Genomic DNA, 25,841 nt, shown 5'->3' on the forward strand with positions numbered 1-25,841 from the left:
CAAGACGATCGTAGCAGAAGCGGACTTCCATGATCACGCGCCGTCATCTCATCCGTTCCTTCGGCGGCCTGTCCGCCCTCGGTGTCTCGACCGCCGCCTACGGTGTCGGTATCGAGCCCAAGCGGCTCGGCGTCACCCGCTATCATCCGACCCCGCGGCAATGGCCGGCGGATCTGCCGCTCAAGATCGCCGTGATCGCCGACGTCCATGCCTGCGATCCCTGGATGTCGTTGGAGCGGATCGAGGCCATCGTCGACCGCACCAATGGGTTGAATGCCGACCTCATCGTGCTGCTCGGCGACTACGTGGCCGGACTTCACCAGGTCACGCGCATCATTCCCGCGAACGAATGGGCCAGGGTGCTCGCGGGCCTGAAAGCGCCGCTCGGCGTCCATGCCGTCATGGGCAATCACGATTATTGGGTGGACAGGGCCGTGCAGCAGGCCGGGCATGGCCCGACGGTGGCGCATCGTGCGCTGGAGGCGGCCGGCATTCCCGTCTACGAGAACGACGCCGTGCGTCTCACCAAGGACGGTCGCCCGTTCTGGCTCGCCGGCCTCGGCGATCAGCTCGCCTTTCTGCCGGCGCGGCGCTTCCGGCGCACGGGGCGCTTCGGTGCCGACGATCTCACAGCGACGCTCGCCAAGGTCACGGACGACGCGCCGATCATCCTGCTCGCGCACGAGCCCAACATCGCCCCGCGCGTGCCCGCGCGCGTCGCGCTGCAACTGTCCGGCCACACGCATGGCGGCCAGGTCCGCCTGCTCGGCTGGTCGCCGGCCGTTCCGCGGCAGCACGGCCTCCGGCTCGCCTATGGTCATATCAGGCTGAAATGCGACGTCATCATCTCCGGCGGCCTCGGTTGCAGCCTCATGCCGGTCCGCGTCGGCGTACCGCCGGAGATCGTCGAGGTGACGCTGGGGAGGGCGGGGCCGGCGGTGGCGTAGCCTGCGCTTGCACGGCCGGCCGTTTTTGCGCAAAACGGGCCGGTAGCAAAAAGCGAAGAGGCACGCGACGTGACTGCCCATCTCGACGGCGAGATCCGCGACGGCCGCCATCACATGCAGGTCCGCGTCTACTACGAGGACACGGATTTCTCCGGCATCGTCTATCACGCCAATTATCTGCGCTTCATGGAGCGTGGGCGCACCAATCACCTGCGGCTGATGGGCGCCGAGCAGCAGGCGCTGTTCGAGCAGCCCGCGACGGAGGATGCCGGCTTCGCCTTCGTGGTGCGCTCGATGCATCTCGATTTCTTGAAGCCCGCGCGGATGGACGACGTGCTCGACGTCGTGACCTGGCCGGTCGCGGTGAAGGGGGCCTCCATCATGCTCGCACAGGAGGTCCGGCGCGGCGAGGATGTGCTGGTCAAGGCCGAAGTGCGCGTCGCCTTCATCAGCGGCGGCCGTGCCCAGCCGATCCCGAAGTCGATCCGCACGCTGATGAAGGCTGATCTGATTTCGTGATCGCCCGATTGGTGATGGCCACTCGACTCCGCCGGCTGCGGCGATAGATTTACGGCCCCGACCAACCGATGAGGCCACCATGTCGCGTCCGCCGCTTCCCCCCTTTACCCGCGAGACCGCCGCGCAAAAGGCCCGCATGGCCGAGGACGCCTGGAATTCGCGCGATCCGGTGCGTGTCTCGCTCGCCTATACCGAGGACAGCCGCTGGCGTAACCGCTCCGAGGTGTTTCAGGGCCGCGAGGCCATCGTCGCCTTCCTCACCCGCAAATGGGAGAAGGAGCAGGACTACCGCCTGATCAAGGATCTCTGGGCCTTCGACGGCAACCGCATCGCGGTGCGCTTCCAGTACGAATGGCACGACGCGAGCGGCCAATGGTACCGGTCCTACGGCAACGAGCAGTGGGAGTTCGACGAGCACGGCCTGATGAAGCGCCGCGAGGCGTCGATCAACGACATGATGATGGCCGAGAAGGACCGCCGCTTTCACTGGGCAGCGCCGGGACCGCGGCCGGCCGATGTGGCGGGGCTGGGGACGGATCCGTTCTGACTCTCTCGCAATGCGGCGCTGCTGCACCCTCTCCCCTTGTGGGAGAGGGTGGCTCGCCGCGTAGCGGCGAGACGGGTGAGGGGTTCTATCCGCGCGTGAATCTCTCGCGTCTGAATTCGCGGAGGCAACCCCTCATCCGGCGCCATAGCCGAAGCTTCGCTTCGGCGTTCTTAAGAACGGCGGCCGAAGGCCGCCTACGCCACCTTCTCCCACAAGGGGAGAAGGGAAGAGGCGCGCCTGGCGGGGACCTTGAATTAAAGCGCCGCGCGCTTCGCCAGAAACCGCGTAATCGCCCCACCGAGCTTCGCGCTGTCCAGCGGCTCGGCGAGCGACTCCCGCGCTGTCGCAACGACATCCTCCGGTGCCTTGCCGTCGCGCAGCTCGCAGCACACTTGCGCGAACTCCACGTCGAACTCGGGATGCGGCTGCACGGTCAGTGTCGCGCCGTTGGCGTAGAGCAGGCCGGCATGCGGGGTGAACTCGGATGAGAGGATTGTCAGCGCTTCGTTCGGCGGCTCGATCACCTGGTCCTGATGCGAGGCGGCGATGGCGACCGCTTCGCCTTCGACGACGCCGTTCTCCGGCAGCACCTGATAGACATGCCGGCCGATGCCCCAGCCCTTCTCGGACTTACGCACGGTGCCGCCGAGCGCCTGCGCAATCAGTTGATGGCCGAAGCAGACGCCGACCATCGGCGTCTTGCTGGCGTAGGCTTTACGGACAAAGTCCTCGAGCGGCGCGATCCAGTCGAGCCCGTCATAGACGCCGGCGGCCGCGCCGGTGATCAGCACGGCTTCGAGTTTGCCAGGATCGGGAAGCGCGTCACCGTTCGGGATGCTGACCACGTCGACCGTGGCAGTCGGATCCTCGGCGCGGACCATGCGCTCGAACATGTCGGGAAACGAGCCGTGGCGCTCGCGATATTTCTGCGGAACTTTTCCCGTCTCGATGATGGTGATGCGTGCCATCTGCCCCCCAAGATAAAAGGTTGCGAAGCTCAGTCGCTTTCTGCCCCATGTTGCTGGTGTGGCGCTGTGCTTTCCAGCAGCGCGCTCTCCTTCCGCACCTCGTTGAGAAAGGCCTTGGCGAGGCGTGACAGCGGCTCGGCTTCCGACCACAGCATGTAGGCGACCGCGTGGGTCGTCGGCGTGAACGGCCGGACGACGAGGCCATTGCCGCCGTTCTGCCGCGGCGAGAACGGATCGACCACCGCGGCGCCGACGCCGGCGGCGGCGAGCACGCAGGCGGTGTTGCAGTAGCGCACCTCGACGGTCGGCTGGAACGGCGCCCCCGCACGCGCAAAACTGTCGCGCACGGCTTCGCCAAGCCGCGTGCCGCGCTCGAGCCCGATGAAGGGCAGGCCGGACAGGTCGGCCGCCGAGATCACGGGCCTGTCGGCGAGCGGATGCTGCGGCGGCAGCACGCACACCATCTCGCCGGTGTGCACCACCTCATGCGCGATGCCGGGATGATGCGTCAGCCCGAGCGCGAAGCCGAGCTCGGCGACACGGCTGAGCACGCCCTCGATGATGCCCTCGTAGCGTCGTACGTCGAAGAAGACGCGCGTCTCCGGGCGGCGGCGCAGGAAGCTGGATAGCGCGGACGGGATGATGCTGTAGGCAAGCGGCGGTGTTGCCACGATCGAAAGATGTCCGGAGCGGTTCTCGCGCAGGTCGCGCACGCGGTTCTCGAGTTTTGCGTGCAGCGCGAAGATCGCCTCGCTCTCCTTGTAGAGCGCCATCGCTTCTGCCGTCGGAAACAGCCGGTTGTTGACGCGCTCGAACAGCGCAAAGCCGGCCTGCGCCTCCATCGTCTTCAGCGCGTTGCTGACCGCGGGCTGCGACAGTGCCAGCTCATCCGCCGCCGCGACCGTGGTGCGGTGGCGGATGACGGCGCGCAAGATCTCGAGCTGACGCAGGTTCATATCACTGCCGATTATACTCAGGGCCAAAAGATCATAACAGAACGAATTGATTTTGCAGCCCCGCTTCCGCGTAATGGCAGCGGATTTGCACGCCGCATCAAAGGGTTCATTCGCCCATTGAGGCAGCACTGCGCACAGATTGGAGGCAATCTTGGTTCGTGTCCTTCGCGCCGCCGCCGTCCAGATGGGGCCGACGCAGAAAGCAGACTCGCGTGAGCACACGCTCTCGCGCATGCTTGCACTGCTGGAGGAGGCCGCCGGCCGCGGCGCCAGCCTCGTGGTGTTTCCGGAGCTTGCCTTCACCACCTTCTTTCCGCGCTGGCTGCTCGAAGGCGAGGCGCTCGACCATTATTTCGAGCGCGGCATGCCGAACCCGGCCGTCGCGAAGCTGTTCGACCGTGCGCGTGCACTGCGCGTCGGCTTCTATGTCGGCTATGCCGAGCTGACGCCGGACGGCCGCCGCTACAATTGCGCCATCCTGGTCGATCGTGACGGCGAGATTCTCGGCCGCTATCGCAAGGTGCATCTGCCGGGCTCGGTCGAGCCGCGTCCGGGTGCGCGCTACCAGCAGCTCGAGAAGCGCTATTTCGAATATGGCGATCTCGGCTTTCCCGCCTTCCGCGCCGGATCGGCCTGGGCCCACGCCATCATGGGCATGATGATCTGCAACGATCGCCGCTGGCCGGAATCCTGGCGCGTGCTCGGCCTGCAGGGCGTCGAGCTCGTCTGCATCGGCTACAATTCGGCGGCCTACGATCCGAATGGTGGCACCACCGAAGACGGCGCCTTGCGCACCTTCCACTCGACACTGGTGACGCAGGCCAATGCCTACATGAACGCGACCTGGGCGATCTCGGTGGCGAAGGCGGGCGAGGAGGACGGTTCCGGGCTGATCGGCGGCTCCTGCATCGTCGATCCCAACGGCCGCATCGTCGCGCAGGCGCAGACGCTCGCGGACGAGGTGATCGTCGCCGACATCGATCTCGACCTCTGCCGCCAGGGCAAGGACAAGATGTTCAATTTCGCCGCCCACCGGCGGCCCGAGCAATACAGGGTGATCACCGAACGCGCCGGCGTCATCGAGCCGGCCGTTCTCGACGCGGACTGAACAGGTGGCACGGCGCTGGCAAGCGTCGTCAAAAGGGAAAGATCGGCAAAGGAAAAGATTGGAGCTGACATGACACGCCTCTCGCTTTCTCTCGGCCTTGCCGCACTGACCGCAATCGCCTCCGCGCAGGCCGCCGAACTGCCGGCGGAGATCAAGCAGGCGGGCGCGTTGAAGCTCACGGTCAACTCGACCTACGCGCCGATGGAATATCGCGATCCCGCGACCAACGAGCTCGTCGGGCTCGACATCGATCTGGCGAACGAGCTTGCGAAGCGGCTCGGCGGCCTCAAGATCGTCTGGAGCGAGACGCCGTTCGCGGAGCTGATCCCGTCCTTGCAGACCAAGCGCGCCGATTTCATCATCTCCGGCATCTCGGACCGCGCCTCGCGGCGCGAAACCGCCGATTTCGTCGATTATCTCGCGACCGGCCCGCAGTTCTTCGTGATGGCGGAGAGTGAGGCGAAGGCGGCGACCGATCTCTGCGGCAAGAAGGTCGGCACCACCCGCAGCACCAGCTTCCCGGTCGAGATCGAGAAATGGAGCAAGCAGAATTGCGAGGCGGCCGGCAAGCCGGCGATCCAGTACGTGGCCGGTGAGAACTCGATCGACGTGCGCAACCAGCTCAAGCAAGGCCGCATCGACGCCGCCGTGCAGGGCAGCGAAACGCTGCCTTATGCGCAGACACAAGAGCCCGGCAAATACCGTATTGTCGGCGAGGCCTTCGCCAAGGGCTATCAAGGCATCATGTTCCGCAAGGACGATTCGGCCCTGCGCGAGGTGGTGACCGAGAAGCTCACCGCCATGATCGCCGACGGCGCCTACAAAGCCATTCTCGACAAATGGGGTCTTGGCGCGAATGCGGTCACCCAGCCCATGCTGAACGCGGCGCCGCAATGAGGCCGGCTCCGGCACTCGCGGAGGGTTTCCCTGATCTGTCGGGGATGCGGGTCGCGCGCGAGCCGCACTGGTTCCGCTGGTTCAGCGCCGCCCTGATCGTCCTCGTGCTGGCGGCGATTGCGCGCGCGTTTGCGAACGGTCAGATCGAATGGTCCTATGTCAGCCGCTTCCTGACTGTAAAGGTCATCCTCGAAGGCATCGTCAACACCATGGTGATGGCGGTGCTGGCGATGGCGCTCGGCATCGTGCTCGGCATCGTCGTGGCGATCATGCGGCTGTCGCCCAACCCGGTGCTGAAGACGGTGGCCGCCGGTTACACCTGGCTGTTCCGCGGCACGCCCCTGATCCTGCAATTGCTGCTCTGGTTCAACCTCGCGCTGGTGTTTCCGACCATCGGCATTCCGGGCCTGTGGAGCGCGCGCGCCGTCGACGTCATGACGCCGTTTCTTGCCGCGCTGCTCGGGCTCGGCATCAACCAGGGCGCCTACACTTCCGAAGTGATGCGCGCCGGCATGCTGTCGGTCGATATCGGGCAATATGAGGCCGCGCAGGCGATCGGCATGGGACGGCTGCGCGCGTTGCGGCGGATCGTCCTGCCGCAGGCGATGCGCGTGGTGATCCCGCCGCTCGGCAACGAGTTCATCGGCATGGTGAAGGCGACCTCGCTCGCGAGCGTGATCCAGTATCCGGAATTGCTGCACAACGCCGAAAATATCTACTACGCCAATTCCCGCGTCATCGAGCTGCTGATCGTCGCCGGGCTCTGGTATCTGCTCGTGGTCTCGATCCTGACCCCGCTCCAGATGCTGCTCGAACGCCGTTTTGCACGCGGCACATTGCGGCTCGCGCGATGACAAAACCCCTCGTCGCGATCCGCTCCGTCAGCAAGAATTTTGGAGAGTTCCAGGCTCTCAAGAACGTCTCGCTCGACGTCTGGCCCGGCGAGGTGATGTGCCTGATCGGCGCTTCCGGTTCGGGCAAGACAACGCTGCTTCGCTGCATCAACCAGCTCGCCGCGATCGACAGTGGCGGCATCTGGCTCGACGGCGAGCTCCTCGGTGTGCGCGAGCAGGGCGGACGGCTTCATCGCCTCACCGAACGGGAGATCGGGCGGCAGCGGCTGAAGACCGGCATGGTGTTCCAGCGCTTCAACCTGTTTCCGCACAAGACCGCGCTGGAGAACATCACCGAGGGACCGACCCAGGTTCAGGGGCGCAAATCCGACGAAGTGCGCAGCGAAGCCCTCGAGCTGCTTCGTCGCGTCGGACTTGCGGCCAAGGCGGACGCGTATCCGGCGCAGCTTTCCGGCGGCCAGCAGCAGCGCGTCGCGATCGCGCGGGCGCTGGCCATGAAGCCGATGCTGATGCTGTTCGACGAGCCGACCAGCGCGCTCGATCCCGAGCTCGTGGGCGAGGTGCTCGCCGTCATGAAGGAGCTGGCGAAGAGCGGCATGACCATGATGGTGGTGACGCATGAGCTCGGCTTCGCGCGCGAGGTCGCCGACCGCGTCGTCTACATGGACCAGGGCGCGATCGTCGAGCAGGGCCGCGCATCCGACGTGTTGGGTGCGCCGCGCGAGGAGCGCACCAAGGCATTTCTTTCGGCTGTGATCTGACATTGGGGGTGTGGTGATGAAGAGGCTTTTGGTTGCGGCGGCGTTCTTGGGCGCCATGAGCGCATCGGTGATGGCGATCGAGCTGCCACCGGAGATCGTCAAACGCGGCAGTCTCAAGGTGGCACTGGTGCCGAACTATCCGCCGATGGAGTTCCGCGATCCCGCCACCAATGCGCTGTCCGGCTTCGACATCGATCTCGGCGAGGCGATCGGCCGCAAGCTCGGCGTCAAGATCGAATGGACCGAGACCAGCTTCGCCGAATTCATGCCGTCGATTTCGACGGGGCGGGTGGATGCCATCCTGTCCGGCTTCACCGACTATGCGAGCCGGCACGAGATCGCGTCCTTCGTCGATTATTTGCGCAGCGGTCCGAAATTCTTCGTACAGCAATCCCGTGCGTCCGAGTTCAAGGACATGGCTGCGCTGTGCGGCAAGAAGGTCGGCGCCAGCCGCCGAACCATGTTTCCGGCCGAGATCGACAAGTGGAGCCAGAAGAACTGCGGCGGCAATCCGATCCAGTTCGTCGGCACCGACGGCTCTGCAGATGCGCGCACGCAGCTCAGGCAGGGCCGTATCGACGCCGCCGTGCAGGGCAACGAGACGCTGCCCTATCTGATGGACCTCGAGCCGGGCACCTATGCGCCGGTCGGCGATCCGTTCGCTACGCAGTTCACGGGCATCGCACTGCCGGTCAAGGAAAAGGCACTTCAGCAGGCTATTCTCGAAGCGGTCGATGCGCTGATCGCGGACGGCACGTATCGTACCCTGCTTGCCAAGTGGAAACTCAACGACAACGGACTAGAGAAGGCGACCATCAATGCTGGACAGTAAGGCACTCAAGAGCATTCCGCTCGTTCCGGCCAACACCGCGGATCCCGCGCCGGAATACCCCTGGCCCAAGCCGTACAATTCGGCGATGTTCCTGTCGTTCGACGTGGACGCGGAGAGCGCGTGGACCAGCAAGGACGCCGTGCATGCGCAGCGGCTCATCACCATGAGCTATGGCGGCTACGAGGCGCGCGTCGGCACGCCGAAACTTCTGGAGCTCCTCGACCAGCTCGATCTCAAGGCGACGTTCTTCGTGACAGGATGGTCGGTCGATGCGCATCCGGCAATGGCCGAATCCATCCTCAAGGCCGGTCACGAGATCGGCCATCATGGCTATCATCATCTCCTGCCCGATCCCGGCGATCCCTGGATCGAGGAGGAGCTGGAGCGCGGCTTCGAGGCGCTGAAGCGCCGGCTCGGCGTCAAGCCAACCGGCTATCGTGCGCCCTATGGCGAGTTCACCGAGGAGCTGCGCGTCGCGCTGGTGCGGCACGGCATCGTCTACACCTCCTCGTTCCGCGACGACGTCAGGCCCTACCGCCATCGCCTCGCCGACGGCAAGCCCGGCACCATCGAGCTACCGGTCACCGCGAGCTATGACGACTGGATGCACGGCCTCTCCGCGCGTTTCAGCCCGCGCTCGATCTTCCCTAGGGAGCACGTGCTCTCGCTCTGGAAGGACGAGCTGGACGAAGTGCGCGACTGGGGTGCGATGGTGACGACTGTGCTGCATCCGCAATGCAGCGGCCGTCCGATGCGGCTGCGCCTGCTGCGCGAGTTCCTGACCTACGCGAAGTCGTGCCCCGACGTCTGGATCACCACAGGCGAGAAGATCGCGGCCAACTTCCTGCGCCACGAGGCCGGCATCCGTTGAGCAGCGCCATGACCCGCCGCCGCATCCTCGTCATCAACCCCAACTCCTCGGCGTCGGTGACGGCGGCGATCGACGACGCCGTCGCGCCGCTGCGCATCGCCGGCGGACCTGATATCGAGGTGGTCGGCCTTGCCGAGGGGCCGCCCGGCATCAGCTCGCAGCGCGATGCGGACAGCGTGGTCATGCCACTGGTCAATCGCGTCACGCGCGACGATGCGGATGCCTTCGTGCTCGCCTGCTTCAGCGATCCCGGCCTGCATGCGGTGCGCGAGGCGGCGGGCGGCCGTCCCGTGATGGGTATCGCCGAGTGCGGCATCTTTCGCGCGCTGATGCTCGGCGAGCGCTTTGGCGTCATCGCGCTGTCGCCGTCGAGCATCCGCCGCCAGCAACGCATGGCGCGGGTGATGGGCGTCGACAGCCGCTATGCCGGAAGCTGGTCGGTCGGCGCGAGCGCCGCGGAGACGGCAGGCGCCGACATCCGCGGCCGGTTGGTCGACGCAGGCCGCGCGCTGGTCACGCAATGCCGCGCCGATGTCGTGGTGATGGGCTGCGCCGGCATGGCCTCGCATCGCGCGGCGATTGCCGAGGCAATTGGTGTACCCGTGGTCGAGCCGGCGCAGCAGGCGGTTGCGGCTGCGATCGGTGCGGTCTTGTTGAATACGTAAGATCCGTCAGGAGTCTCTTGTAATGCCTATCTCCCGCCGCTCGCTCCTCAAGGCCGCCGCAGCAATGCCGGCGCTTTCGCTGCCGGGTATCGTACGCGCTGAATCCCAGAGCACGCTGCGCTTCATTCCCGTCATCGATCTCGCTTTCGTCGATCCCATCTATTCGACCGCGCAGGTGTCGCGAAACCATGGCTTCATGGTCTACGACACGCTCTACGGCATGAGCTCCTCGCTCCAGGTCTCGCCGCAGATGCTGTCGGGCCATGTCATCTCCGGTGACGGGCTGCAATGGGACCTCAGCTTGCGTGACGGCCTGTTCTGGCATGACGGCGAGCGCGTGCTCGCCCGCGACTGCGTCGCGAGCATCCGCCGCTGGGCGGCGCGCGACGGCTTTGGCGGCGAGCTGATGGAGGCGACCGCCGAGCTCTCGGCCGCCGACGACCGCACCATCCGCTTTCGTCTCAAGCGTTCGTTCCCGCTGCTGCCGCAGGCGCTCGGCAAGGCCGCGATCAATGCGTGCTTCATGATGCCGGAGCGGCTGGCGAGCCAGGATCCGTTCAAGCCGCTGACCGAAGTCATCGGCAGCGGCCCGTTCCGCTATCTCGCCGACGAGCGCGTGCAGGGCGCGCGCAATGCCTACGCCAAGTTCGAGCGCTACCAGCCGCGCACCGACGGCAAGCCGGATTGGACGGCGGGGCCGAAGATCGTGCATTACGACCGCGTGGTCTGGACCACCACGCCCGACGCGGGCACCGGTGTCGCCGCGCTCCAGACCGGCGAGCAGGACTGGCAGGAAACCACGCCGCACGATCTGCTGCCGGTGATCAAGGCCGCCGGCGACATCGACACGCGCATCCTCGATCCCCGCGGCTACGCCTGCATGCTGCGCCTCAATCATCTCCAGCCGCCGTTCGACAATCCCGCGATCCGCCGCGCGCTGCTGGGTGCGATCGACCAATCCGCCTTCATGACTGCGGTCGCCGGGATCGACCCGGCCTTTCAGGTGTCGCCGATCGGCTACTTCGCGCCTGATACCCCGATGGCGAGCGAGGTCGGTCTCGACGTGTTCCGCGGCCCGCGCGACTACGCCAAGGTGAAGGCTGACCTGAAAGCGGCCGGTTACAATGGCGAGAAAATCGTGCTGCTCGTCCCCACCAACTCGCTTGCGCAGAAGCCGCTCGGCGAGATTGCTGTCGATAGCTTGCGCAAGGCGGGCATGAACGTCGAATATGCCGGGCTCGATTTCGCCGTGGTGTTGCAGCGCCAGCTCAAGAAGGATCCGATCGGGCAGGGTGGCTGGAGCGCGGCGGTCGGCAATTGGCAGGGCATCGACTGGCTCAATCCGGCCGGTAACACCAACATCCGCGGCGAAGGCAAGGTCGCCGGCTGGTATGCGAGCGAGAAGATGGGGCCCCTGCGCAGCCAGTGGCTGGCGGCCTCCGAGCTTGCCGAGCAGCAGCGCATCTGCCGCGAGATCCAGGCGGTCGCGTTCGAGGAAATCCCCTATATTCCGATCGGCCTGTACAAGCAGCCGACCGCCTATCGCAAGGCCATCACCGGCATTCTCGACGGCACCGCCGTCTTCTGGAACGTACGCCCCGCATGAGCACGATCGCAATCTTCGGCAGCTATGTGCTGTCACGGAAAGACGGCGCGCAGGACGTGTTGCGCGACCATTGGATTTTGGTCGAAGGCAAGAAGATTGCCGCAATCACGCGCGACAAGCCGCGCGCGGATCAAACTTACGATCGCCCCGGCCGCTTCGTGCTGCCGGGCCTGTTGAACCTGCACAATCACTGCTTCTCCGAAGCGGTGGCGCGCAGCCACAGCGAGGACGGCAACGGCCGCAAGAACAACCAGAGCATCGTCTACACGGTGCTGCTGCCGCTCACCAAGCGCGGCGCCGATATCCTGTCGGCGGAGGAGCGCATGGCCGTCGCCCGGCTCGGCATCCTCCAGCTGCTGAAGGGCGGGGCCACCACGGTGATGGAGCCATTCCGCAACTCGATCCCGGAAATGTTCGACGCGGCGGAAGAGATGGGCATACGCTTCTACGGCGCGCCATACCTCTTCTCCACCTCCGACGCCAAGGCGGGTCCGGATGGCGTGGTCCAATATTCCGGCGATGACGGCACCGCCGACATGGCGACGTGGGACGCGCTCTATCAGCGCTGGAACAATCGTGGCGACGGCCGCATCAGCCTTGCGATGAGCCCGCACGCCACCGACACCTGCGGCCCCGATCTGCTCAAGGCTTGCGCGGCGCGGGCGCGCGAGCTCGGCGTTCCCATCACGACGCATATGGCGCAGAGCCGTGCCGAGGTCGAGACCATCGGCAAGCGCTATGGCGGCCGCACGCCGGCGCAATATCTGGACTGGCTGGGTCTGCTCGCGCCCGATCTCATGGCGGCGCATTGCATGTTCAGCACCGACGACGACCTCAAGCTGATGGCCGCGCGCGGCATGACCGTTCTGAATTGCCCGCGCGTGTTCGCGCGCGCCGGCGTGACCGCGGCGTTCAGCCGGTTCGCGGAGCACGGCGTGCGCACCGTGGTCGGCACCGACGGCTACAACATGGATCTGCTGGGCGAGCTCAATGCGGCCTCGCTGATCTCCAAGATCACCTCCCAGCGCGCCGATGTCGCCAATTCGCCGGAGCTGATCGAGGCGAACACGGCCGTGGCCGCCGGTGTCATCAAGCGGCCGGACCTCGGCCGGATCGAGCCGGGCGCGACCGCCGACCTCACCGTGGTCGATCTCACCCATCCGCATCTTCAGCCGCTGTTCGACCCGCGCCGCGCGCTGATCGCGCTCGCCAACCGCGCCAACATCGATCAGGTCATGGTCGACGGCCGCGTGCTGGTCGATGCCGGCCGCTATCTCGGCGCTGACGAGGCGGCGATCGTTGCAGCGGGTACCGCCGCAATCGGCAAGATCTGGGACCTGCCGGAGGCGCAGGCCGCGTTCAACGGCTGAGAAGCCGCCGCATTTGGGTTCGCGAGGCGGATGGGCGGTCACGCGTGGCAATACCGTGCTCTGCCCCTCACCCGGATCGCACCGGACGATGCTTCGCATCGCCGGGGCGATCCGACCTCTCCCCGCAGAAGGGCGGGGAGAGGTTGAGAGTGAGGGACGCGCCGCCCTCTCACTCCCTCGCCCCGTTCTTACGGGGAGAGGGTGGGGTGAGGGGCTGTCTCCGCAATCGAAACTCTCGATTTAATCCTCGAACTCCGCGAGCGACTTGCGCATGGTCTCGACCAGATCCAGCGACACCGGCGAGGGGCTGCGCTGCGCCGGAAAGACTGCGGAGAACTCGAAGTCGATGCGCGGCAGGAAGCGGCGCACGACGACGCCGCGGGTGGAGAATTCCTGCGCGGTGAAGGGATCGCAGATCGCGACGCCAAGGCCTGACGACACCATGCCGCACATGATCTCCGACAGCGTGGTCTCGACCCTGAGCACGCGGCGGACATCGTGGCGATGGAAGACCTGGTCGACAAGATGCCGGCTCGACGATCCCGCCGACAGCGAGATGAAGGTCTCGCCCTCGAAGTCGCGCGGCTCCAAAACTTCCTTCTCTGCGAGGCGATGACCGGTCGGCAGCACCGCGACGCGCGCCAGCGCCGGCAGCCGCAGGCTCGGCAGGCCGGAATGGGCGATCGGCACCTCGGCAAAGCCGATGTCGCACTGATTGTTCAGCACCCAGTCGACCACGATCGGCGAGATCACGCCGAAGAAGGCGAGGTTGAGGTTGGGGCGCTCCTTCAGGAAATGCCCGGCCAGCCGCGGCAGATAGCCGTTCGACAGCGCCGGCAGTGCGGCGATCCGCAGCGACCCGGTGCGGCGGCCGCGGATTTCCTCGGCCGCGGCCGTGATGCGTTCGAGGCCGACGAAGGAGCGCTCCACTTCGGTATAGAGCGCCATCGCCGCGGCGGTCGGCACGAGGCCGGTGCCCCGCCGCTCGAACAACTCCATCTTCAACAGCGCCTGGAGGTCGCGCAGCAACCGGCTGACCGCCGGCTGCGTCACGGTCATCAGCGCCGCCGCCTCGGTGACGCTGCCGGTCAGCATCGTCGCCCGGAAGGCCTCCACCTGCCGCGAATTGATCCGCGCCATTCAAATTCCCAATCATAACATTTCGGCATGCAGAGGGTGCCATTATTCATTGGACGATGGAAGTATAGGTCTGCGATCTTTTTCATCAGAGCTGGAGACAGCCCGCTTTTTCGGCAGATTGGAGGGGTTCAAACCTCCAGATCGCGCCAAAACCCGTCGAGCAGGGGCCGGAGCCCTGATCGGAGACGGGTTTGCGCGGAAGGAAATGCGGAAGCGCTTCAGTCCGCGAGACACGTCGGCACGTCACCTCATTCCGGTATTGGAGATCGGTCCATATGAAGACTCTTCGCCTTCTGACAGCGGTCAGCATCGCGGCGCTCATTGCCGCCCCGTCGGTCGCCTCGGCCCAGCAGAAAACGCTCTATGTCGCCGGTTACGGCGGCTCGTTCGAGAAGACCATCCGCGACGAGGTGATCCCGGCCTTCGAGAAGGAGAACGGCGTCAAGGTCGAATACGTCGCCGGCAACTCCACCGACACGCTGGCCAAGCTCCAGGCGCAGAAGGGCAACCAGCAGATCGACGTCGCCATCGTCGATGACGGCCCGATGTACCAGGCGATCCAGCTCGGCTTCTGCGGCAAGCTCGACGGCCTGCCGGCCGATCTCTACGACACCGCCCGCTTCAAGGACGATCGCGCCGTTGCGATCGGCATCGTCGCGACCGGCCTGATGTACAACACCAAGGTGTTTGCCGAGAAAGGCTGGGCGCCGCCGACCTCGTGGAACGACCTGAAGGACACGAAATACGCCAAGCAGCTCGTGATCCCGCCGATCAACAACACCTACGGCCTCGAAGCGCTGGTGATGCTGTCGAAGATGAACGGCGGCGGCGAGTCCAACGTCGATTCCGGCTTCAAGATCTTCAAGGAGCAGATCAATCCGAACGTGCTCGCCTACGAGCCGTCGCCGGGCAAGATGACCGAGCTGTTCCAGTCCGGCCAGGCCGTGATCGCGGTGTGGGGCACCGGCCGCGTGCAAAGCTTCGCCAACACCGGCTTCCCCGTCGACTTCGTCTATCCGAAGGAAGGCGCGGCGACGCTGCTGACGACCGCCTGCCCGATCACCAAGCCGAACGCCTCGCCGCTCGCGGGCAGCTTCGTCAAGATGCTGCTCGATCCCAAGATCCAGCTCGTGATGCTCAAGGATTACGGCTATGGCCCGGTGTTGAAATCGCTGGTGATCCCGCCGGAGCTCGGCAAGATGGCGCCGATCGGCGAGCGCGCGGCAAAGCTCTATAATCCGGATTGGACGGTCATCAACGAGAAGCGCGAGGAGTGGACCAAGCGCTGGAATCGCGAGGTCGAACGCTGATCGTTCGCAGCGGAGACAGCGCCATGGCTTATCTCGAGCTCGATCGGGTCGCCAAGCAGTTCGGAGTGCAGACTGTCGTCGACGACTTCAGCCTGTCGGTGGGGAAGGGGGAGTTCATCTCCTTCCTCGGCCCGTCCGGCTGCGGCAAGACCACGACCCTGCAGATGATCGCGGGCTTCCTCGATCCCACACGCGGCGCGATCCGCCTGGAGGGCAAGGATCTGACCGCGATCCATCCGGCCAAGCGCGGCCTCGGCATCGTGTTCCAGAGCTATGCGCTGTTTCCGCACATGACCGCGGCGGAAAACGTCGCGTTCGGTCTGGAGATGCGGAACGTGCCGCGCGCTGAACGGGCCGAGCGCGTCCGTGCCGCGCTCGCGATGGTCGGCCTCGCCGGCTACGAGGATCGTCATCCGCGCCGCATGTCCGGCGGCCAGCAACAGCGCGTGGCGCTGGCGCGTGCGCTCGTGATCAAGCCGAGCGTGCTGCTGCTCGATGAGCCGCTGTCGAACCTCGATGCCAAGCTGCGCGAGGAGATGCAGATCGAACTGCGCCAGATCCAGCGCACCATCGGCACCACCACGATCCTGGTCACCCACGACCAGAACGAGGCGATGTCGCTGTCCGACCGCATCGTGGTGATGAGCCAGGGCAAGATCGAGCAGATCGGCACGCCGCAGGAGACCTATGAGCGGCCGGCCTCGGCCTTCGTCTCGCAATTCCTCGGCAAGACCAATGACTTTGCCGCGACGATCGACCGGGCCGTGACGCCCGCGAAGCTGGTGGCGGGCTCCTGGAGCGCGCCGGCACCAGTTGGCCTGAGCGGTCCCGTCACCGTCAGCATTCGCCCTGAACGAATCGGTTTTGGCGACGCCGGCCTCAGCGCAAGGATCGTCACGCGCATCTTCCAGGGCAATCACTGGCTGTTCCAGTGCGACAGCGAATGCGGCCCGGCGATCGTGATCCGCCAGAATGACGGCAAGGCGCAGCCGGCCGAAGGCGAGGCCGTTCGTCTCGCCTGGCGGCCTGAGGACATGAGCGTGCGCGGAGCTGCCGCATGAGCGCGGTCGCGGATACGGCTCCGCCTGGGGCCGCCGATGCGCGCATCGCACGCGCGCCATGGGTACTCTCCGCGCCCGCCTTGATGCTGTTCGTCGGCGTGCTGCTGATTCCGCTGGCGATGACCGTGATGTTGTCGTTCCACGATTGGGGCCAGTACAAGGGTATCGAGCCTGTCTTCATCCTGAAGAACTGGTACGAGATCGCGACCGATCCCTATTACGCCGAAATGTTCTGGCGGACGTTTCGCATCGCGATCCTGACGACTCTTCTCACCGCCCTGCTAGGCGCGCCCGAAGCCTACATCCTCAACCGCATGAGCGGACGCTGGAAGAGCTTCTTCCTGCTCGTCATCCTCGGACCGCTGCTGATCTCGGTGGTGGCGCGCACGCTCGGCTGGGCGCTGCTGTTCGGCGGCAACAACGGCCTCGTCAACAAGCTCCTGATGTCGGCCGGGCTGATCCGCGCACCGATTCCCTTCATGTTCACCGAAGCAGGCATGGTGATCGCGCTCGCGCATGTGATGATGCCGTTCATGGTGCTGTCGGTGTGGGCCGCGCTTCAGCGGCTCGATCCGCAGATCGAGAACGCCGCGATGTCGCTCGGCGCAGGTCCGATCACCACGATTCGCCGCATCATCATGCCGCAGATCATGCCGGGCGTGCTGTCGGGCGCGATCATCGTGTTCTCGCTCTCGGCCAGCGCCTTTGCGACGCCCGCGATCATCGGCGGCCGCCGGCTCAAGGTCGCGGCGACGCTGGCCTATGACGAGTTCCTCAACACGCTGAACTGGCCGCTGGGCGCGGCGGTCGCCACGCTGCTGCTGGTCGCGCTGGTCTTGATCGTGGTCGGCAGCAACGCCCTGATCGAGCGGCGCTATGCGGAGGTGTTCCGATGAGACGGAACGGCCCGCTGGCGCTGATCTTCCACACCGTCTTCGTCATCGTCATGGTGGCGCCGATCCTGGTGGTCTGCCTCGTCGCCTTCACGCCCGAAGGCTTCCTGTCGCTGCCGACCAACGGCTTCTCGCTGCGCTGGTTCAGGACGATCGCGAACTATCCCGAATTCATCCACGCCTTCTGGGTCAGCCTCGGGCTGGGCGCGCTGTCGTCCTTCGTGGCGCTGTTGTTCGCGGTGCCCGCGGCGCTCGCGATTGCGCGCTATCGTTTCCGCGGCCGTGATGCGCTCGCAGCCCTCTTCCTGTCGCCGCTGATGATCCCGCATGTCGTGCTCGGCATCGCCTTCCTGCGCTTCTTCACTTCGGCGGGCCTCGGCGGCAGCTTTTCGGCGCTGATCATCGCGCATGTCATCATCGTGTTTCCGTTCGCGCTGCGGCTGACGCTGGCGGCGGCGACCGGTATGGACCTCTCGGTCGAGATGGCGGCGGTCTCGCTCGGCGCCGGCGGCTGGACGCTGTTCCGGCGCGTGACCTTGCCGCTGATCCTGCCCGGCGTCATCAGCGGCTGGGCGCTCGCCTTCATCCAGTCCTTCGACGATCTGACCATGACCGTCTTCCTCGCGGCGCCCGGCACCGAAACGTTGCCGGTGCGCATGTTCCTTTATATCCAGGACAACATCGATCCGCTGGTGACGTCGGTCTCGGCCTGCGTGATCGCGATCACCATGACCGCCCTCATTCTGCTCGACCGCTTCTACGGGCTCGACCGTGTGCTCGCCGGCAAGGGCGATACGGGACGATAGGAGAACTCATGTCAGGAGAATACGACGTCGCCGTCGTTGGCGGCGGGTTGCTCGGCTCCGCCATTGCCTGGGGCCTCGGCCGGCTCGGCAAGAAGGTTGCCGTGCTCGACGAAGGCGACATCACCAAGCGTGCCTCACGCGCCAATTTTGCGCTGGTCTGGGTGCAGAGCAAGGGCCTGGGCATGCCGGCCTATACGGTGTGGACCGTGCAGGCGTCGCAAGCGTGGGGCCGGCTCGCTTCGGAGCTGAAGCAGCAGACCGGCCTGGACGTCTCGCTTCAACAAAATGGCGGCTTCCATCTCACCCTCGGCGAGGACGAATTCGGCCAGCGCACCGAGCTCGTCAAGCGCATGCACAACCAGGTCGGCGCCGCCGACTACAAGATGGAGATGCTGCCCGCGTCCGAGGTGAAGAAGGCGCTGCCGCTGATCGGGCCGGAAGTTTCCGGCGGCAGCTATTGTCCGCTCGACGGCCACGTCAATTCGCTGCGCACGTTCCGCGCCTTCCACACCGGCTTCAGGGCGTTCGGCATTGATTATCTTCCGGAGCAACCAGTCTCGGCGATCAGCAAGAGCGGCGGCGAATTCCGCCTGACGACGCCGAAAGGCGAGCTTCGTGCCGCCAAAATCGTGCTTGCCGCGGGCAATGCCAACCAGACGCTCGCGCCGATGGTCGGCCTCTACGCGCCGATGGGCCCGACCCGCGGCCAGATCGTGGTGACCGAGCGCACCATGCCGTTCCTGCCGCATCCGCTGACCACGATCCGCCAGACCGACGAGGGGACGGTGATGATCGGCGACAGCAAGGAGGACGAGCTGGACGATCGCGCGCTGAAGCATTCGATCAGCGGCGTGATGGCCGATCGCGCGCAGCGCATGTTCCCGCATCTTTCGCGGCTTAACGTGGTCCGAAGCTGGGCCGGCATCCGCGTCATGCCGCAGGACGGCTTTCCGATCTACGACCAGTCGGAAACGCATCCCGGCGCCTTCGTCGCCTGCTGCCATTCCGGCGTGACGCTCGCCTCCAACCACGCTTTCGATATCGCGCGCATGGTGGCGCAGGGCGCGCTCGAGCCTGAGCTGGTCGGCGCGTTCTCCGCGAGTCGTTTTGGCGGCGCTGGCGCAGCCAACAACAGCGGCTACTAGAGATATCAAGGAGCCAAGAGGCATCCCATGTTTAGACGATCCGAACAGGACAAACGTCCGCAAGTGCAGATCTTCGTCGACGGCGTTGCCGTCGCAGCGCGTCAGGGCGACACCGTTTCCGCAGCGCTGCTGGCCTCCGGCCAGGATGCACGGCGTTCCACCGCGGTGAGCGGCGCGCCACGTCTGCCCTATTGCATGATGGGCGTGTGCTTCGACTGCCTCGTCACCATCGACGGCGTCGGCAATCGCCAGGGCTGCCTCGTGCCCGTCGCCGAGGGCATGCAGATCGAGATCCAGAAGGGCAAGCGGGAGATCGGAAGATGACTGTGGCTCCCAAGCGCGAAGATTACGATGTGGTGGTGATTGGCGCCGGGCCCGCCGGCCTCGCCGCCGCTGCGACATCCGCCGAGGCCGACCTGTCCACGCTGCTGCTCGACGAGAATATCGGCCCGGGCGGCCAGGTGTTTCGCGCCATCGCCTCGACGCCGGTGACTGAGCGCAACCAGCTCGGTGCCGACTACTGGGTCGGCGCCGATCTCGTGCAGTCGCTGCGTGCGAGCAATGCCGAAGTCATCCAGCGTGCCACGGTCTGGAGCCTCGATCGCAACCTCGACATCGCCGTCTCCATCGGCGGCGCCTCGGCCTTCGTCAAGGCAAAGCGTGTAATCCTTGCGACCGGTGCGCTGGAGCGGCCGTTTCCGATTCCGGGCTGGACGCTGCCGGGCGTGATGACCGCCGGCGCTGCGCAGACCATGCTGAAATCATCGGCGCTGGTGCCCGATGGCCGCACCGTGATCGCGGGGCAGGGGCCGCTGCTCTGGCTGCTTGCCGCGCAGATTTTGCGGCTCGGCGGCCGCATCGACCGCATCCTCGATACCACCGCGCGCGGCAATTATTTCGCCGCGCTCCCCCATGCCTTCGCCTTCCTGACCTCGCCCTATTTCGCCAAGGGCCTGTCGATGATGCGCGAGGTGAAGGCGAAGGTGCAGGTCGTCTCCGGCGTCACCGAGCTCTCCGCGTCGGGCGACGGCCAGCTTGCGAATGTGAGCTATGTCGCCGGCGGCAAGCGCGAGACGCTTCCCGCCGATCTCCTGCTGTTGCATCAAGGCGTCGTGCCCAACGTCAATCTGGCGATGGCGGCCGGCGTCGAGCATCGCTGGGACGAGCTGCAATTGTGCTGGTCGCCGGTGCTCGATGCGAACGGTTCATCATCGGTCGCTGGCATTGCGATCGCCGGCGACGGCGCCGGCATCGGTGGTGCCAATGCCGCCGTGGTCCGCGGCCGCATTGCGGCGCGCGCGGCGGTGGAGGCATTGGCGCCCGCGGCTGCCGCGAAGCTCCCGGCCATGGCGACGCTCCGCGCCGATCTCGCCAAGGCCGAACGCGGCCGCATCTTCCTCGACACGCTGTTTCGCCCGGCGCCGCAGTTCCGGATTCCTTCGGGCGACACCATCGTGTGTCGCTGCGAAGAGGTGACGGCAAAGGACGTTCTCGACTCCGTCGCGATCGGCGCGACCGGGCCGAACCAACTCAAGGCCTATCGCCGCACCGGCATGGGCCCGTGCCAGGGCCGGCTCTGCGGCCTCACCGTCACCGAGCTGATGGCGCAGGCGCGGGCTAAGACCCCGCAGGAGATCGGCTATTACCGGCTGCGCGCGCCGGTGAAGCCAATCACGCTCGCCGAGCTCGCCGCCGTCCCGAAGAGCGAAGACGACGTCAAGGCGGTGGTGCGCGGATGACAAAAAACGTGGATGCGATCGTCGTCGGCGGCGGCATCCACGGATGCTCGACCACGCTGCATCTGTGCCTTGCCGGCCTGAAGCCGGTGCTGATCGAAAAAGACTATGCCGGCCGGCATGCTTCCGGCGTCAATGCCGGCGGCGTGCGCCAGCTTGCGCGGCACGTCCCCGAAATCCCGCTCTCGATCCGCTCGATGGGAATCTGGGAGAAGATCACCGATCTTCTCGACGATGATTGCAGTTTCGAGAGCCACGGCCAGGTGCTGGTCGCGGAAAACGAGGACGAGCTCGCCACTTGCCGCGCGCGCGTCGCCGAGCTGAACGCGCTCGGCTTCACCCATGAAGAGCTGATCGACGCCACCGAGCTGCGGCGGCTGGTGCCCGCGGTGGCCGACACCTGTCCCGGCGGCGTGGTCTCGCGCCGCGACGGCGCCGCCAATCCGGCGCAAACGACGACCGCGTTCCGGCGCAAGGCCGAACAGCTCGGTGCGACGGTGCGCGAAGGTGTGGCGGCCAGCAACATCCGCTATAGCGACGGCCTCTGGTATGTCGATGTGGGCTCCGACACCTATGCCGCACCGGTGCTGGTCAACGCTGCCGGCGCCTGGGCCGGGAAGATTGCTGCCGCGCTCGGCGAGCCGGTGCCGGTCGAAACCGTGGCGCCGATGCTGATGATCACCTCGCGCGTGCCGCACTTCATCGACCCCGTCGTGATCCTGCGCGGCCGAAAGCTCTCCTTCAAGCAGTTCTCGAACGGCACCGTGCTGATCGGCGGCGGGCATCTGGCGACGCCCTATCAGGACCGCAACGAGACGGTGCTGGACTGGAAGAGCCTCGCGACCAGTGCGCGCACCGTGTTCGAGCTGTTCCCGGTGATGCGCAGCGCGACGATCGTACGTGCCTGGGCCGGCATCGAGGCCAAGATGAAGGACGACATCCCCGTGTTCGGGCCGAGTTCGCGGCACAAGGGCCTCTACCACCAGTTCGGCTTCTCGCTGCACGGCTTCCAACTCGGCCCCGGCGCCGGCGCCGTGATGGCCGAGCTGATCGTCAACGGCGGCACCCAGACCCGCATCAGCGATCTCGGCATCGACCGCTTCCACCCTTCCACGCTCTAGCAGCAAGAGGACATCATGAGCATCACCCGCAGCATCCGCACGCCCATCATGCATCGCGCCGTCGACGCCAACGGCTTCGTCTTTCTCGGCGGCACCATTGCCGACGACACCTCGGTCTCCATGGGCGATCAGACCCGCAACATTCTCGGCAAGATCGCCGGCTATCTGAAAGAGGCCGGCACCGACAAGAGCCGCGTCGTCAGCGCCTCGATTTTCGTCACTGATCTCTCCAAGAAGAAGGAGATGGACGCGGCCTGGACCGAGTTCTTCGGCGACAACCTGCCGACCCGTGCGACCGTCGGCGTTGCCGATCTCGGCGGCAGCGCGTTGATCGAGGTCGTGGTCACCGCGCTCAAGGGCTGACGGCATCTGCCGATGGGGACGACAGCGCGCACGCGCTGTCGTCCCCTTGGCTTGATCTTGCGCGTCTGCCGGACTAGTTAGAGGCATCTCAATCAGGATATTCGCAGCCATGGATTTTACCCCGACCGCAACGCCGATCCGCCTTGCTCACGGGGAATTCCATGCCTGCTTCCATCATCCTGTCGAACCTGTCGCTGTCCACGCCTGACGGCCGTTCTCTTTTTTCCAATGTCGATCTGACATTCGCGGCTGAGCGAACCGGTCTCGTCGGCCGCAACGGCGTCGGGAAAACCACGCTGCTGGCGTCGATCTGCCGGGAACATGTTCCCCGGTCCGGGCGCATTCTGACCAGCGGAACCATCGGCCTGCTGCGCCAGGACGTACAGCTGCTCGCAGGCGCCACCGTGGCCGATCTGTTCGGTGTGCGGGAAGCGCTGGCACTGCTTCGCCGTGCGGAGCGGGGCGATGCCTCCGCCGACGACATTGCTGCGATCGATTGGACCCTCGAAGCGCGGCTCGAGACCGCGCTGGCGCGCGTCGGGTTCGATCTTGCGCCTGATACGGAGCTGTCCTGCCTGTCCGGCGGCCAGACGACGCGGGTTCGTCTTGCCGCGCTGGTGTTCGCCGAGCCCGACTTCCTGCTGCTGGATGAGCCCACCAACAATCTCGACCAGGACGGACGCAAGGCCGTGATCGATCTCCTCGCTACCTGGCGCGGCGGTGCGATCATCGTCAGCCACGACCGGGGCCTGCTCGAAACGGTGGACGCGATCGTCGAGTTGACGTCGCCCGGAGCAACGCGATACGGCGGCAATTGGAGCCGGTACCGCGAGCAGAAGGCCGTCGAGCTCGCTGCCGTCAGGCACGACCTTGCGCATGCCGAGAGGCGGCTGTCCGAGATCGACGGCAAGGCGCAGGACGCCGTGGAGAGGAAGGCGCGCAAGGACAGCGGCGGCAGGAAGAAGCGTGCCAAGGGTGACATGCCGCGCATCCTGGCCGACGCACGCAAGGATCGCAGCGAGGACACCGGCGGAAAGACCGCGCAAGTCGCCGAGCGGCGGCGCGCGGAGGCGCTCGAGGCCGCCGACACGGCGCGCCGGCGTATCGAGATTCTCCAGCCGTTGTCCGTGAAATTGCCGTCGACAAACCTGCCGGCGGGCAGGGAGGTGGTTTGGCTCGATCGGGTCAGCGCCGGCTATCATCCGGAGCGCGCGATCCTGTGGGATCTGTCGTTCACGATCGTCGGGCCGGAGCGCGTTGCGGTGGTCGGACCAAATGGGTCAGGCAAGACGACGCTGCTGAAGCTCATTGCCAGCGAGATGTGCCCCCTTGCGGGCACCGTGAGGGTCAGGCCCGACTTCGCGCTGTTCGACCAGAAGGTCAGCCTGCTTGATCCCGCGATCTCGATCCTGGACAATTTCAGGCGCCGCAATCCAAAGGCGGGCACGAATGAGTGCCATGCCGCTCTTGCGCGCTTCATGTTTCGCGCCGACGCCGCCTTGCAGATCGTCGGGAGCCTGAGCGGCGGACAGCTGCTTCGTGCCGGCCTTGCTTGCGTGTTCGGCGGGACGACGCCGCCCTCACTGCTGATCCTGGACGAGCCGACCAACCATCTGGACATCGCGTCCATCGACGCCGTCGAGGCAGGCTTGCGGGCCTATGACGGCGCGTTGCTGGTCGTCAGTCACGACGAGGCATTCTTGCAGGCGATAGGGATTACGCGGCGGCTCGATCTTGGCGGTGACCTTGCGGGCTGAAGCCGGCCGTTCGGGCCTGCGGAATGATAATGCCGATCCCGGCCACCGGCGGCGCGCCATCCTGGCGCGTCGCCCCTCGCAGCGATTATCAAACGCCCGACGCCCTGCCCCCAGCGCGTCGGGCGGAAACATTGACTATCAATCGGTGATCCCAACGCCATTGTTGTGACGCGTATCTCACCAACTTTCCACTCCGGGAAACTACCGCGTCGGACCCGGGTTGCTCCTGCCGTCGATCTGTGTCGCCTTACCCGCTGCCACCCGGCTCCAGCGCCTCGCCGATCTCCAGCGGATGGGCCATGGTCTCGTGCAGCGCGTCGCGGTCGAGCTCGCCTTCGGAGATGCTGATGACGACGCAGGCGACGCCATTGCCGATCAGATTGGTCAGCGCGCGGCACTCGCTCATGAACTTGTCGATGCCGACCAGGATCGCGATCGATTGGATCGGGATGTCTGGCACGATCGAGAGAGTCGCGGCGAGCGTGATGAAACCGGCGCCGGTCACGCCCGAGGCGCCCTTCGAGGTGATCATGGCGATGCCGAGGATGCCGAGCTCCTGCCAGATCGTCAGATGCGTGTTGGTCGCCTGCGCCAGAAACAGCGTCGCCAGCGTCATGTAGATGTTGGTGCCGTCAAGATTGAAGCTGTAGCCGGTCGGGATGACGAGGCCGACCACCGAGCGGGAGGCGCCGAGATGCTCCATCTTCTGGATCATCTGCGGCAGCACGGTCTCCGACGATGACGTGCCGAGCACGATCAGCAGCTCGTCCTTGATATAGGCGATGAAACGCAGGATCGAAAAGCCGGCGAGCCGGGCGATTGCGCCCAGCACGATCAGTACGAACAGGATGCTGGTGAGGTAGAATGTGCCGATCAGGGCGGCGAGGTTGAGCAGCGAGCCGAGGCCATAGGCGCCGACGGTGAAGGCCATTGCGCCGAACGCGCCGATGGGCGCGACGCGCACGATGATGCGGATGATGCCGAAGAACATCTTCGCGGCCTTGTCGACCGCCTCCGCGATCGGCTCGCCGGCCTTGCCGAGGAAGGCGATGGCGAAGCCCGAGAGGATCGAGATCAGCAGCACCTGGAGTAAATCGCCGCGTGCGATGGCGCCCACATAGCTGTCGGGGATGATCGCCATCAGATGGGCGACGATGCCTTCCTCCTTGGCCTTGGTGACGTAGGTCGCGACCGATTTCGGATCGATCGTGGCGGGATCGATGTTGAAGCCGTGTCCGGGCTGGAGCACTTCGCCGACCAGGAGGCCGACCGCGAGCGCGACGGTCGAGACCGTCTCGAAATAGATCAGCGACTTCAGCCCGACCCGGCCGACGCGCTTGAGATCGCCCATCGAGGAGATGCCGTGCACCACGGTGCAGAAGATCACCGGTGCGATCATCATCTTGATCAGCGCAATGAAGCCGTCGCCGAGCGGCTTCAATTCCTTGCCGAAATCGGGATAGAAATAGCCGATGAGTACCCCGAGCACGATCGCGATCAGAACCTGGATGTAGAGGATCTTGTACCAGGGCTGGTGCCGACGACGGATGGCTGGCTGGATCGCGATCTGTGTCATAATGTAGGCCCCGGAACGTACTGATCTCGCAT

General features: G+C 65.7%; 26 protein-coding genes. 22 read left to right on the forward strand and 4 right to left on the reverse strand.

Features of this window, described 5'->3' with window-relative positions:
• Positions 1-29: 29 nt before the first annotated feature.
• The 3 genes from BM118_RS17705 (at position 30) to BM118_RS17715 (ending at position 2,013) form a co-directional block, all read left to right on the forward strand.
• Complete coding sequence (locus BM118_RS17705) at positions 30-947, forward strand: metallophosphoesterase (RefSeq protein ID WP_092186780.1); 918 nt, start codon at positions 30-32, stop codon at positions 945-947.
• 114 nt (positions 948-1,061) lie between these two features.
• Positions 1,062-1,466 (forward strand): tol-pal system-associated acyl-CoA thioesterase, encoded by a 405-nt coding sequence (gene ybgC, locus BM118_RS17710; protein WP_244550181.1) that lies wholly within the window; start codon positions 1,062-1,064, stop codon positions 1,464-1,466.
• 79 nt (positions 1,467-1,545) lie between these two features.
• On the forward strand, positions 1,546-2,013 hold the full coding sequence (locus BM118_RS17715; RefSeq protein ID WP_092186782.1) for a nuclear transport factor 2 family protein: 468 nt from the start codon (positions 1,546-1,548) through the stop codon (positions 2,011-2,013).
• A gap of 254 nt (positions 2,014-2,267) precedes the next feature.
• Here the strand turns inward: BM118_RS17715 and BM118_RS17720 are convergent, their stop codons facing one another.
• Positions 2,268-2,981, reverse strand: coding sequence for a type 1 glutamine amidotransferase (locus BM118_RS17720; RefSeq protein ID WP_092186783.1), 714 nt, complete (start codon positions 2,979-2,981; stop codon positions 2,268-2,270).
• Positions 2,982-3,010: 29 nt separating this feature from the next.
• The gene (locus BM118_RS17725; RefSeq protein WP_092186784.1) at positions 3,011-3,937 is read right to left on the reverse strand and encodes a LysR family transcriptional regulator; all 927 of its coding nucleotides are present in this window, start codon (positions 3,935-3,937) and stop codon (positions 3,011-3,013) included.
• A 151-nt stretch (positions 3,938-4,088) separates the two neighbouring features.
• On the opposite strand from BM118_RS17725, the gene BM118_RS17730 reads away from it, so the two are divergent.
• From BM118_RS17730 to BM118_RS17770, 9 genes are all read left to right on the forward strand, one after another.
• Positions 4,089-5,045 carry an N-carbamoyl-D-amino-acid hydrolase gene (locus BM118_RS17730; protein WP_092186785.1) on the forward strand — a complete coding sequence of 319 codons (957 nt, stop codon included), beginning with the start codon at positions 4,089-4,091 and terminating at the stop codon, positions 5,043-5,045.
• A 69-nt stretch (positions 5,046-5,114) separates the two neighbouring features.
• Positions 5,115-5,942, forward strand: a complete 828-nt coding sequence (locus BM118_RS17735) for an ABC transporter substrate-binding protein (RefSeq protein WP_092186786.1) — start codon at positions 5,115-5,117, stop codon at positions 5,940-5,942.
• On the forward strand, positions 5,939-6,796 hold the full coding sequence (locus BM118_RS17740; RefSeq protein WP_177234406.1) for an amino acid ABC transporter permease: 858 nt from the start codon (positions 5,939-5,941) through the stop codon (positions 6,794-6,796). Before BM118_RS17735 ends, BM118_RS17740 begins: the two co-directional genes overlap by 4 nt.
• Positions 6,793-7,557, forward strand: a complete 765-nt coding sequence (locus tag BM118_RS17745; protein ID WP_092186788.1) for an amino acid ABC transporter ATP-binding protein — start codon at positions 6,793-6,795, stop codon at positions 7,555-7,557. The genes BM118_RS17740 and BM118_RS17745 overlap by 4 nt, the downstream gene beginning before the upstream one ends.
• 16 nt (positions 7,558-7,573) lie before the next feature.
• Positions 7,574-8,389 (forward strand): ABC transporter substrate-binding protein, encoded by an 816-nt coding sequence (locus BM118_RS17750; protein ID WP_177234407.1) that lies wholly within the window; start codon positions 7,574-7,576, stop codon positions 8,387-8,389.
• Positions 8,376-9,260 carry a polysaccharide deacetylase family protein gene (locus BM118_RS17755; RefSeq protein WP_092186790.1) on the forward strand — a complete coding sequence of 295 codons (885 nt, stop codon included), beginning with the start codon at positions 8,376-8,378 and terminating at the stop codon, positions 9,258-9,260. The genes BM118_RS17750 and BM118_RS17755 overlap by 14 nt, the downstream gene beginning before the upstream one ends.
• Before the next feature lie 8 nt (positions 9,261-9,268).
• Positions 9,269-9,925: an aspartate/glutamate racemase family protein gene (locus BM118_RS17760; RefSeq protein WP_092186791.1), complete on the forward strand. Its 657-nt coding sequence runs from the start codon at positions 9,269-9,271 to the stop codon at positions 9,923-9,925.
• A gap of 22 nt (positions 9,926-9,947) precedes the next feature.
• On the forward strand, positions 9,948-11,531 hold the full coding sequence (locus BM118_RS17765; protein ID WP_092186792.1) for an ABC transporter substrate-binding protein: 1,584 nt from the start codon (positions 9,948-9,950) through the stop codon (positions 11,529-11,531).
• On the forward strand, positions 11,528-12,901 hold the full coding sequence (locus BM118_RS17770; protein WP_092186793.1) for an amidohydrolase family protein: 1,374 nt from the start codon (positions 11,528-11,530) through the stop codon (positions 12,899-12,901). Before BM118_RS17765 ends, BM118_RS17770 begins: the two co-directional genes overlap by 4 nt.
• Before the next feature lie 240 nt (positions 12,902-13,141).
• On the opposite strand, the gene BM118_RS17775 is transcribed toward BM118_RS17770, so the two are convergent.
• Positions 13,142-14,041 (reverse strand): LysR substrate-binding domain-containing protein, encoded by a 900-nt coding sequence (locus BM118_RS17775; RefSeq protein WP_092186794.1) that lies wholly within the window; start codon positions 14,039-14,041, stop codon positions 13,142-13,144.
• Positions 14,042-14,316: 275 nt separating this feature from the next.
• On the opposite strand from BM118_RS17775, the gene BM118_RS17780 reads away from it, so the two are divergent.
• The 10 genes from BM118_RS17780 to BM118_RS17825 all read left to right on the forward strand — a co-directional run bounded on the left by BM118_RS17780 (position 14,317) and on the right by BM118_RS17825 (position 24,233).
• On the forward strand, positions 14,317-15,351 hold the full coding sequence (locus tag BM118_RS17780; protein ID WP_092186795.1) for an ABC transporter substrate-binding protein: 1,035 nt from the start codon (positions 14,317-14,319) through the stop codon (positions 15,349-15,351).
• Positions 15,352-15,374: 23 nt separating this feature from the next.
• Positions 15,375-16,412 (forward strand): ABC transporter ATP-binding protein, encoded by a 1,038-nt coding sequence (locus BM118_RS17785; protein WP_177234408.1) that lies wholly within the window; start codon positions 15,375-15,377, stop codon positions 16,410-16,412.
• Positions 16,409-17,308: an ABC transporter permease gene (locus BM118_RS17790; protein WP_092186797.1), complete on the forward strand. Its 900-nt coding sequence runs from the start codon at positions 16,409-16,411 to the stop codon at positions 17,306-17,308. Before BM118_RS17785 ends, BM118_RS17790 begins: the two co-directional genes overlap by 4 nt.
• Positions 17,305-18,111, forward strand: coding sequence for an ABC transporter permease (locus tag BM118_RS17795; protein ID WP_092186798.1), 807 nt, complete (start codon positions 17,305-17,307; stop codon positions 18,109-18,111). The genes BM118_RS17790 and BM118_RS17795 overlap by 4 nt, the downstream gene beginning before the upstream one ends.
• Positions 18,112-18,119: 8 nt before the next feature.
• Positions 18,120-19,256, forward strand: coding sequence for an NAD(P)/FAD-dependent oxidoreductase (locus BM118_RS17800; RefSeq protein WP_092186799.1), 1,137 nt, complete (start codon positions 18,120-18,122; stop codon positions 19,254-19,256).
• 27 nt (positions 19,257-19,283) lie between these two features.
• Positions 19,284-19,580 (forward strand): (2Fe-2S)-binding protein, encoded by a 297-nt coding sequence (locus BM118_RS17805; protein WP_018641635.1) that lies wholly within the window; start codon positions 19,284-19,286, stop codon positions 19,578-19,580.
• Positions 19,577-20,995, forward strand: coding sequence for an FAD/NAD(P)-dependent oxidoreductase (locus BM118_RS17810; protein WP_092186800.1), 1,419 nt, complete (start codon positions 19,577-19,579; stop codon positions 20,993-20,995). The genes BM118_RS17805 and BM118_RS17810 overlap by 4 nt, the downstream gene beginning before the upstream one ends.
• Positions 20,992-22,113, forward strand: a complete 1,122-nt coding sequence (locus BM118_RS17815) for an NAD(P)/FAD-dependent oxidoreductase (RefSeq protein WP_092186801.1) — start codon at positions 20,992-20,994, stop codon at positions 22,111-22,113. The genes BM118_RS17810 and BM118_RS17815 overlap by 4 nt, the downstream gene beginning before the upstream one ends.
• A gap of 15 nt (positions 22,114-22,128) precedes the next feature.
• Positions 22,129-22,476, forward strand: coding sequence for a RidA family protein (locus BM118_RS17820; RefSeq protein WP_092186802.1), 348 nt, complete (start codon positions 22,129-22,131; stop codon positions 22,474-22,476).
• A gap of 161 nt (positions 22,477-22,637) precedes the next feature.
• Positions 22,638-24,233, forward strand: coding sequence for an ABC-F family ATP-binding cassette domain-containing protein (locus BM118_RS17825; RefSeq protein ID WP_092186803.1), 1,596 nt, complete (start codon positions 22,638-22,640; stop codon positions 24,231-24,233).
• A 247-nt stretch (positions 24,234-24,480) separates the two neighbouring features.
• On the opposite strand, the gene BM118_RS17830 is transcribed toward BM118_RS17825, so the two are convergent.
• On the reverse strand, positions 24,481-25,809 hold the full coding sequence (locus BM118_RS17830; protein ID WP_092186804.1) for a dicarboxylate/amino acid:cation symporter: 1,329 nt from the start codon (positions 25,807-25,809) through the stop codon (positions 24,481-24,483).
• Positions 25,810-25,841: the final 32 nt, after the last annotated feature.

It is taken from the genome of Bradyrhizobium sp. cf659 (genome assembly GCF_900113725.1).
Classification (GTDB): domain Bacteria; phylum Pseudomonadota; class Alphaproteobacteria; order Rhizobiales; family Xanthobacteraceae; genus Bradyrhizobium.

Bases quoted from the DNA above. Each gene is read 5' to 3' on its own strand.
- BM118_RS17760 (WP_092186791.1), top strand. From the start codon at position 9,269: ATGACCCGCCGCCGCATCCTCGTCATCAACCCCAACTCCTCGGCGTCG.
- BM118_RS17720 (WP_092186783.1), bottom strand. From the start codon at position 2,981: ATGGCACGCATCACCATCATCGAGACGGGAAAAGTTCCGCAGAAATAT.
- BM118_RS17785 (WP_177234408.1), top strand. From the start codon at position 15,375: ATGGCTTATCTCGAGCTCGATCGGGTCGCCAAGCAGTTCGGAGTGCAG.
- BM118_RS17790 (WP_092186797.1), top strand. From the start codon at position 16,409: ATGAGCGCGGTCGCGGATACGGCTCCGCCTGGGGCCGCCGATGCGCGC.
- BM118_RS17765 (WP_092186792.1), top strand. From the start codon at position 9,948: ATGCCTATCTCCCGCCGCTCGCTCCTCAAGGCCGCCGCAGCAATGCCG.
- BM118_RS17770 (WP_092186793.1), top strand. From the start codon at position 11,528: ATGAGCACGATCGCAATCTTCGGCAGCTATGTGCTGTCACGGAAAGAC.
- BM118_RS17810 (WP_092186800.1), top strand. From the start codon at position 19,577: ATGACTGTGGCTCCCAAGCGCGAAGATTACGATGTGGTGGTGATTGGC.
- BM118_RS17795 (WP_092186798.1), top strand. From the start codon at position 17,305: ATGAGACGGAACGGCCCGCTGGCGCTGATCTTCCACACCGTCTTCGTC.
- BM118_RS17820 (WP_092186802.1), top strand. From the start codon at position 22,129: ATGAGCATCACCCGCAGCATCCGCACGCCCATCATGCATCGCGCCGTC.
- BM118_RS17715 (WP_092186782.1), top strand. From the start codon at position 1,546: ATGTCGCGTCCGCCGCTTCCCCCCTTTACCCGCGAGACCGCCGCGCAA.
- BM118_RS17755 (WP_092186790.1), top strand. From the start codon at position 8,376: ATGCTGGACAGTAAGGCACTCAAGAGCATTCCGCTCGTTCCGGCCAAC.
- BM118_RS17805 (WP_018641635.1), top strand. From the start codon at position 19,284: ATGTTTAGACGATCCGAACAGGACAAACGTCCGCAAGTGCAGATCTTC.
- BM118_RS17705 (WP_092186780.1), top strand. From the start codon at position 30: ATGATCACGCGCCGTCATCTCATCCGTTCCTTCGGCGGCCTGTCCGCC.
- BM118_RS17750 (WP_177234407.1), top strand. From the start codon at position 7,574: ATGAAGAGGCTTTTGGTTGCGGCGGCGTTCTTGGGCGCCATGAGCGCA.
- BM118_RS17775 (WP_092186794.1), bottom strand. From the start codon at position 14,041: ATGGCGCGGATCAATTCGCGGCAGGTGGAGGCCTTCCGGGCGACGATG.
- BM118_RS17735 (WP_092186786.1), top strand. From the start codon at position 5,115: ATGACACGCCTCTCGCTTTCTCTCGGCCTTGCCGCACTGACCGCAATC.
- BM118_RS17800 (WP_092186799.1), top strand. From the start codon at position 18,120: ATGTCAGGAGAATACGACGTCGCCGTCGTTGGCGGCGGGTTGCTCGGC.
- BM118_RS17740 (WP_177234406.1), top strand. From the start codon at position 5,939: ATGAGGCCGGCTCCGGCACTCGCGGAGGGTTTCCCTGATCTGTCGGGG.
- BM118_RS17825 (WP_092186803.1), top strand. From the start codon at position 22,638: ATGCCTGCTTCCATCATCCTGTCGAACCTGTCGCTGTCCACGCCTGAC.
- BM118_RS17725 (WP_092186784.1), bottom strand. From the start codon at position 3,937: ATGAACCTGCGTCAGCTCGAGATCTTGCGCGCCGTCATCCGCCACCGC.
- BM118_RS17815 (WP_092186801.1), top strand. From the start codon at position 20,992: ATGACAAAAAACGTGGATGCGATCGTCGTCGGCGGCGGCATCCACGGA.
- BM118_RS17745 (WP_092186788.1), top strand. From the start codon at position 6,793: ATGACAAAACCCCTCGTCGCGATCCGCTCCGTCAGCAAGAATTTTGGA.
- BM118_RS17830 (WP_092186804.1), bottom strand. From the start codon at position 25,809: ATGACACAGATCGCGATCCAGCCAGCCATCCGTCGTCGGCACCAGCCC.
- BM118_RS17780 (WP_092186795.1), top strand. From the start codon at position 14,317: ATGAAGACTCTTCGCCTTCTGACAGCGGTCAGCATCGCGGCGCTCATT.
- ybgC (WP_244550181.1), top strand. From the start codon at position 1,062: ATGCAGGTCCGCGTCTACTACGAGGACACGGATTTCTCCGGCATCGTC.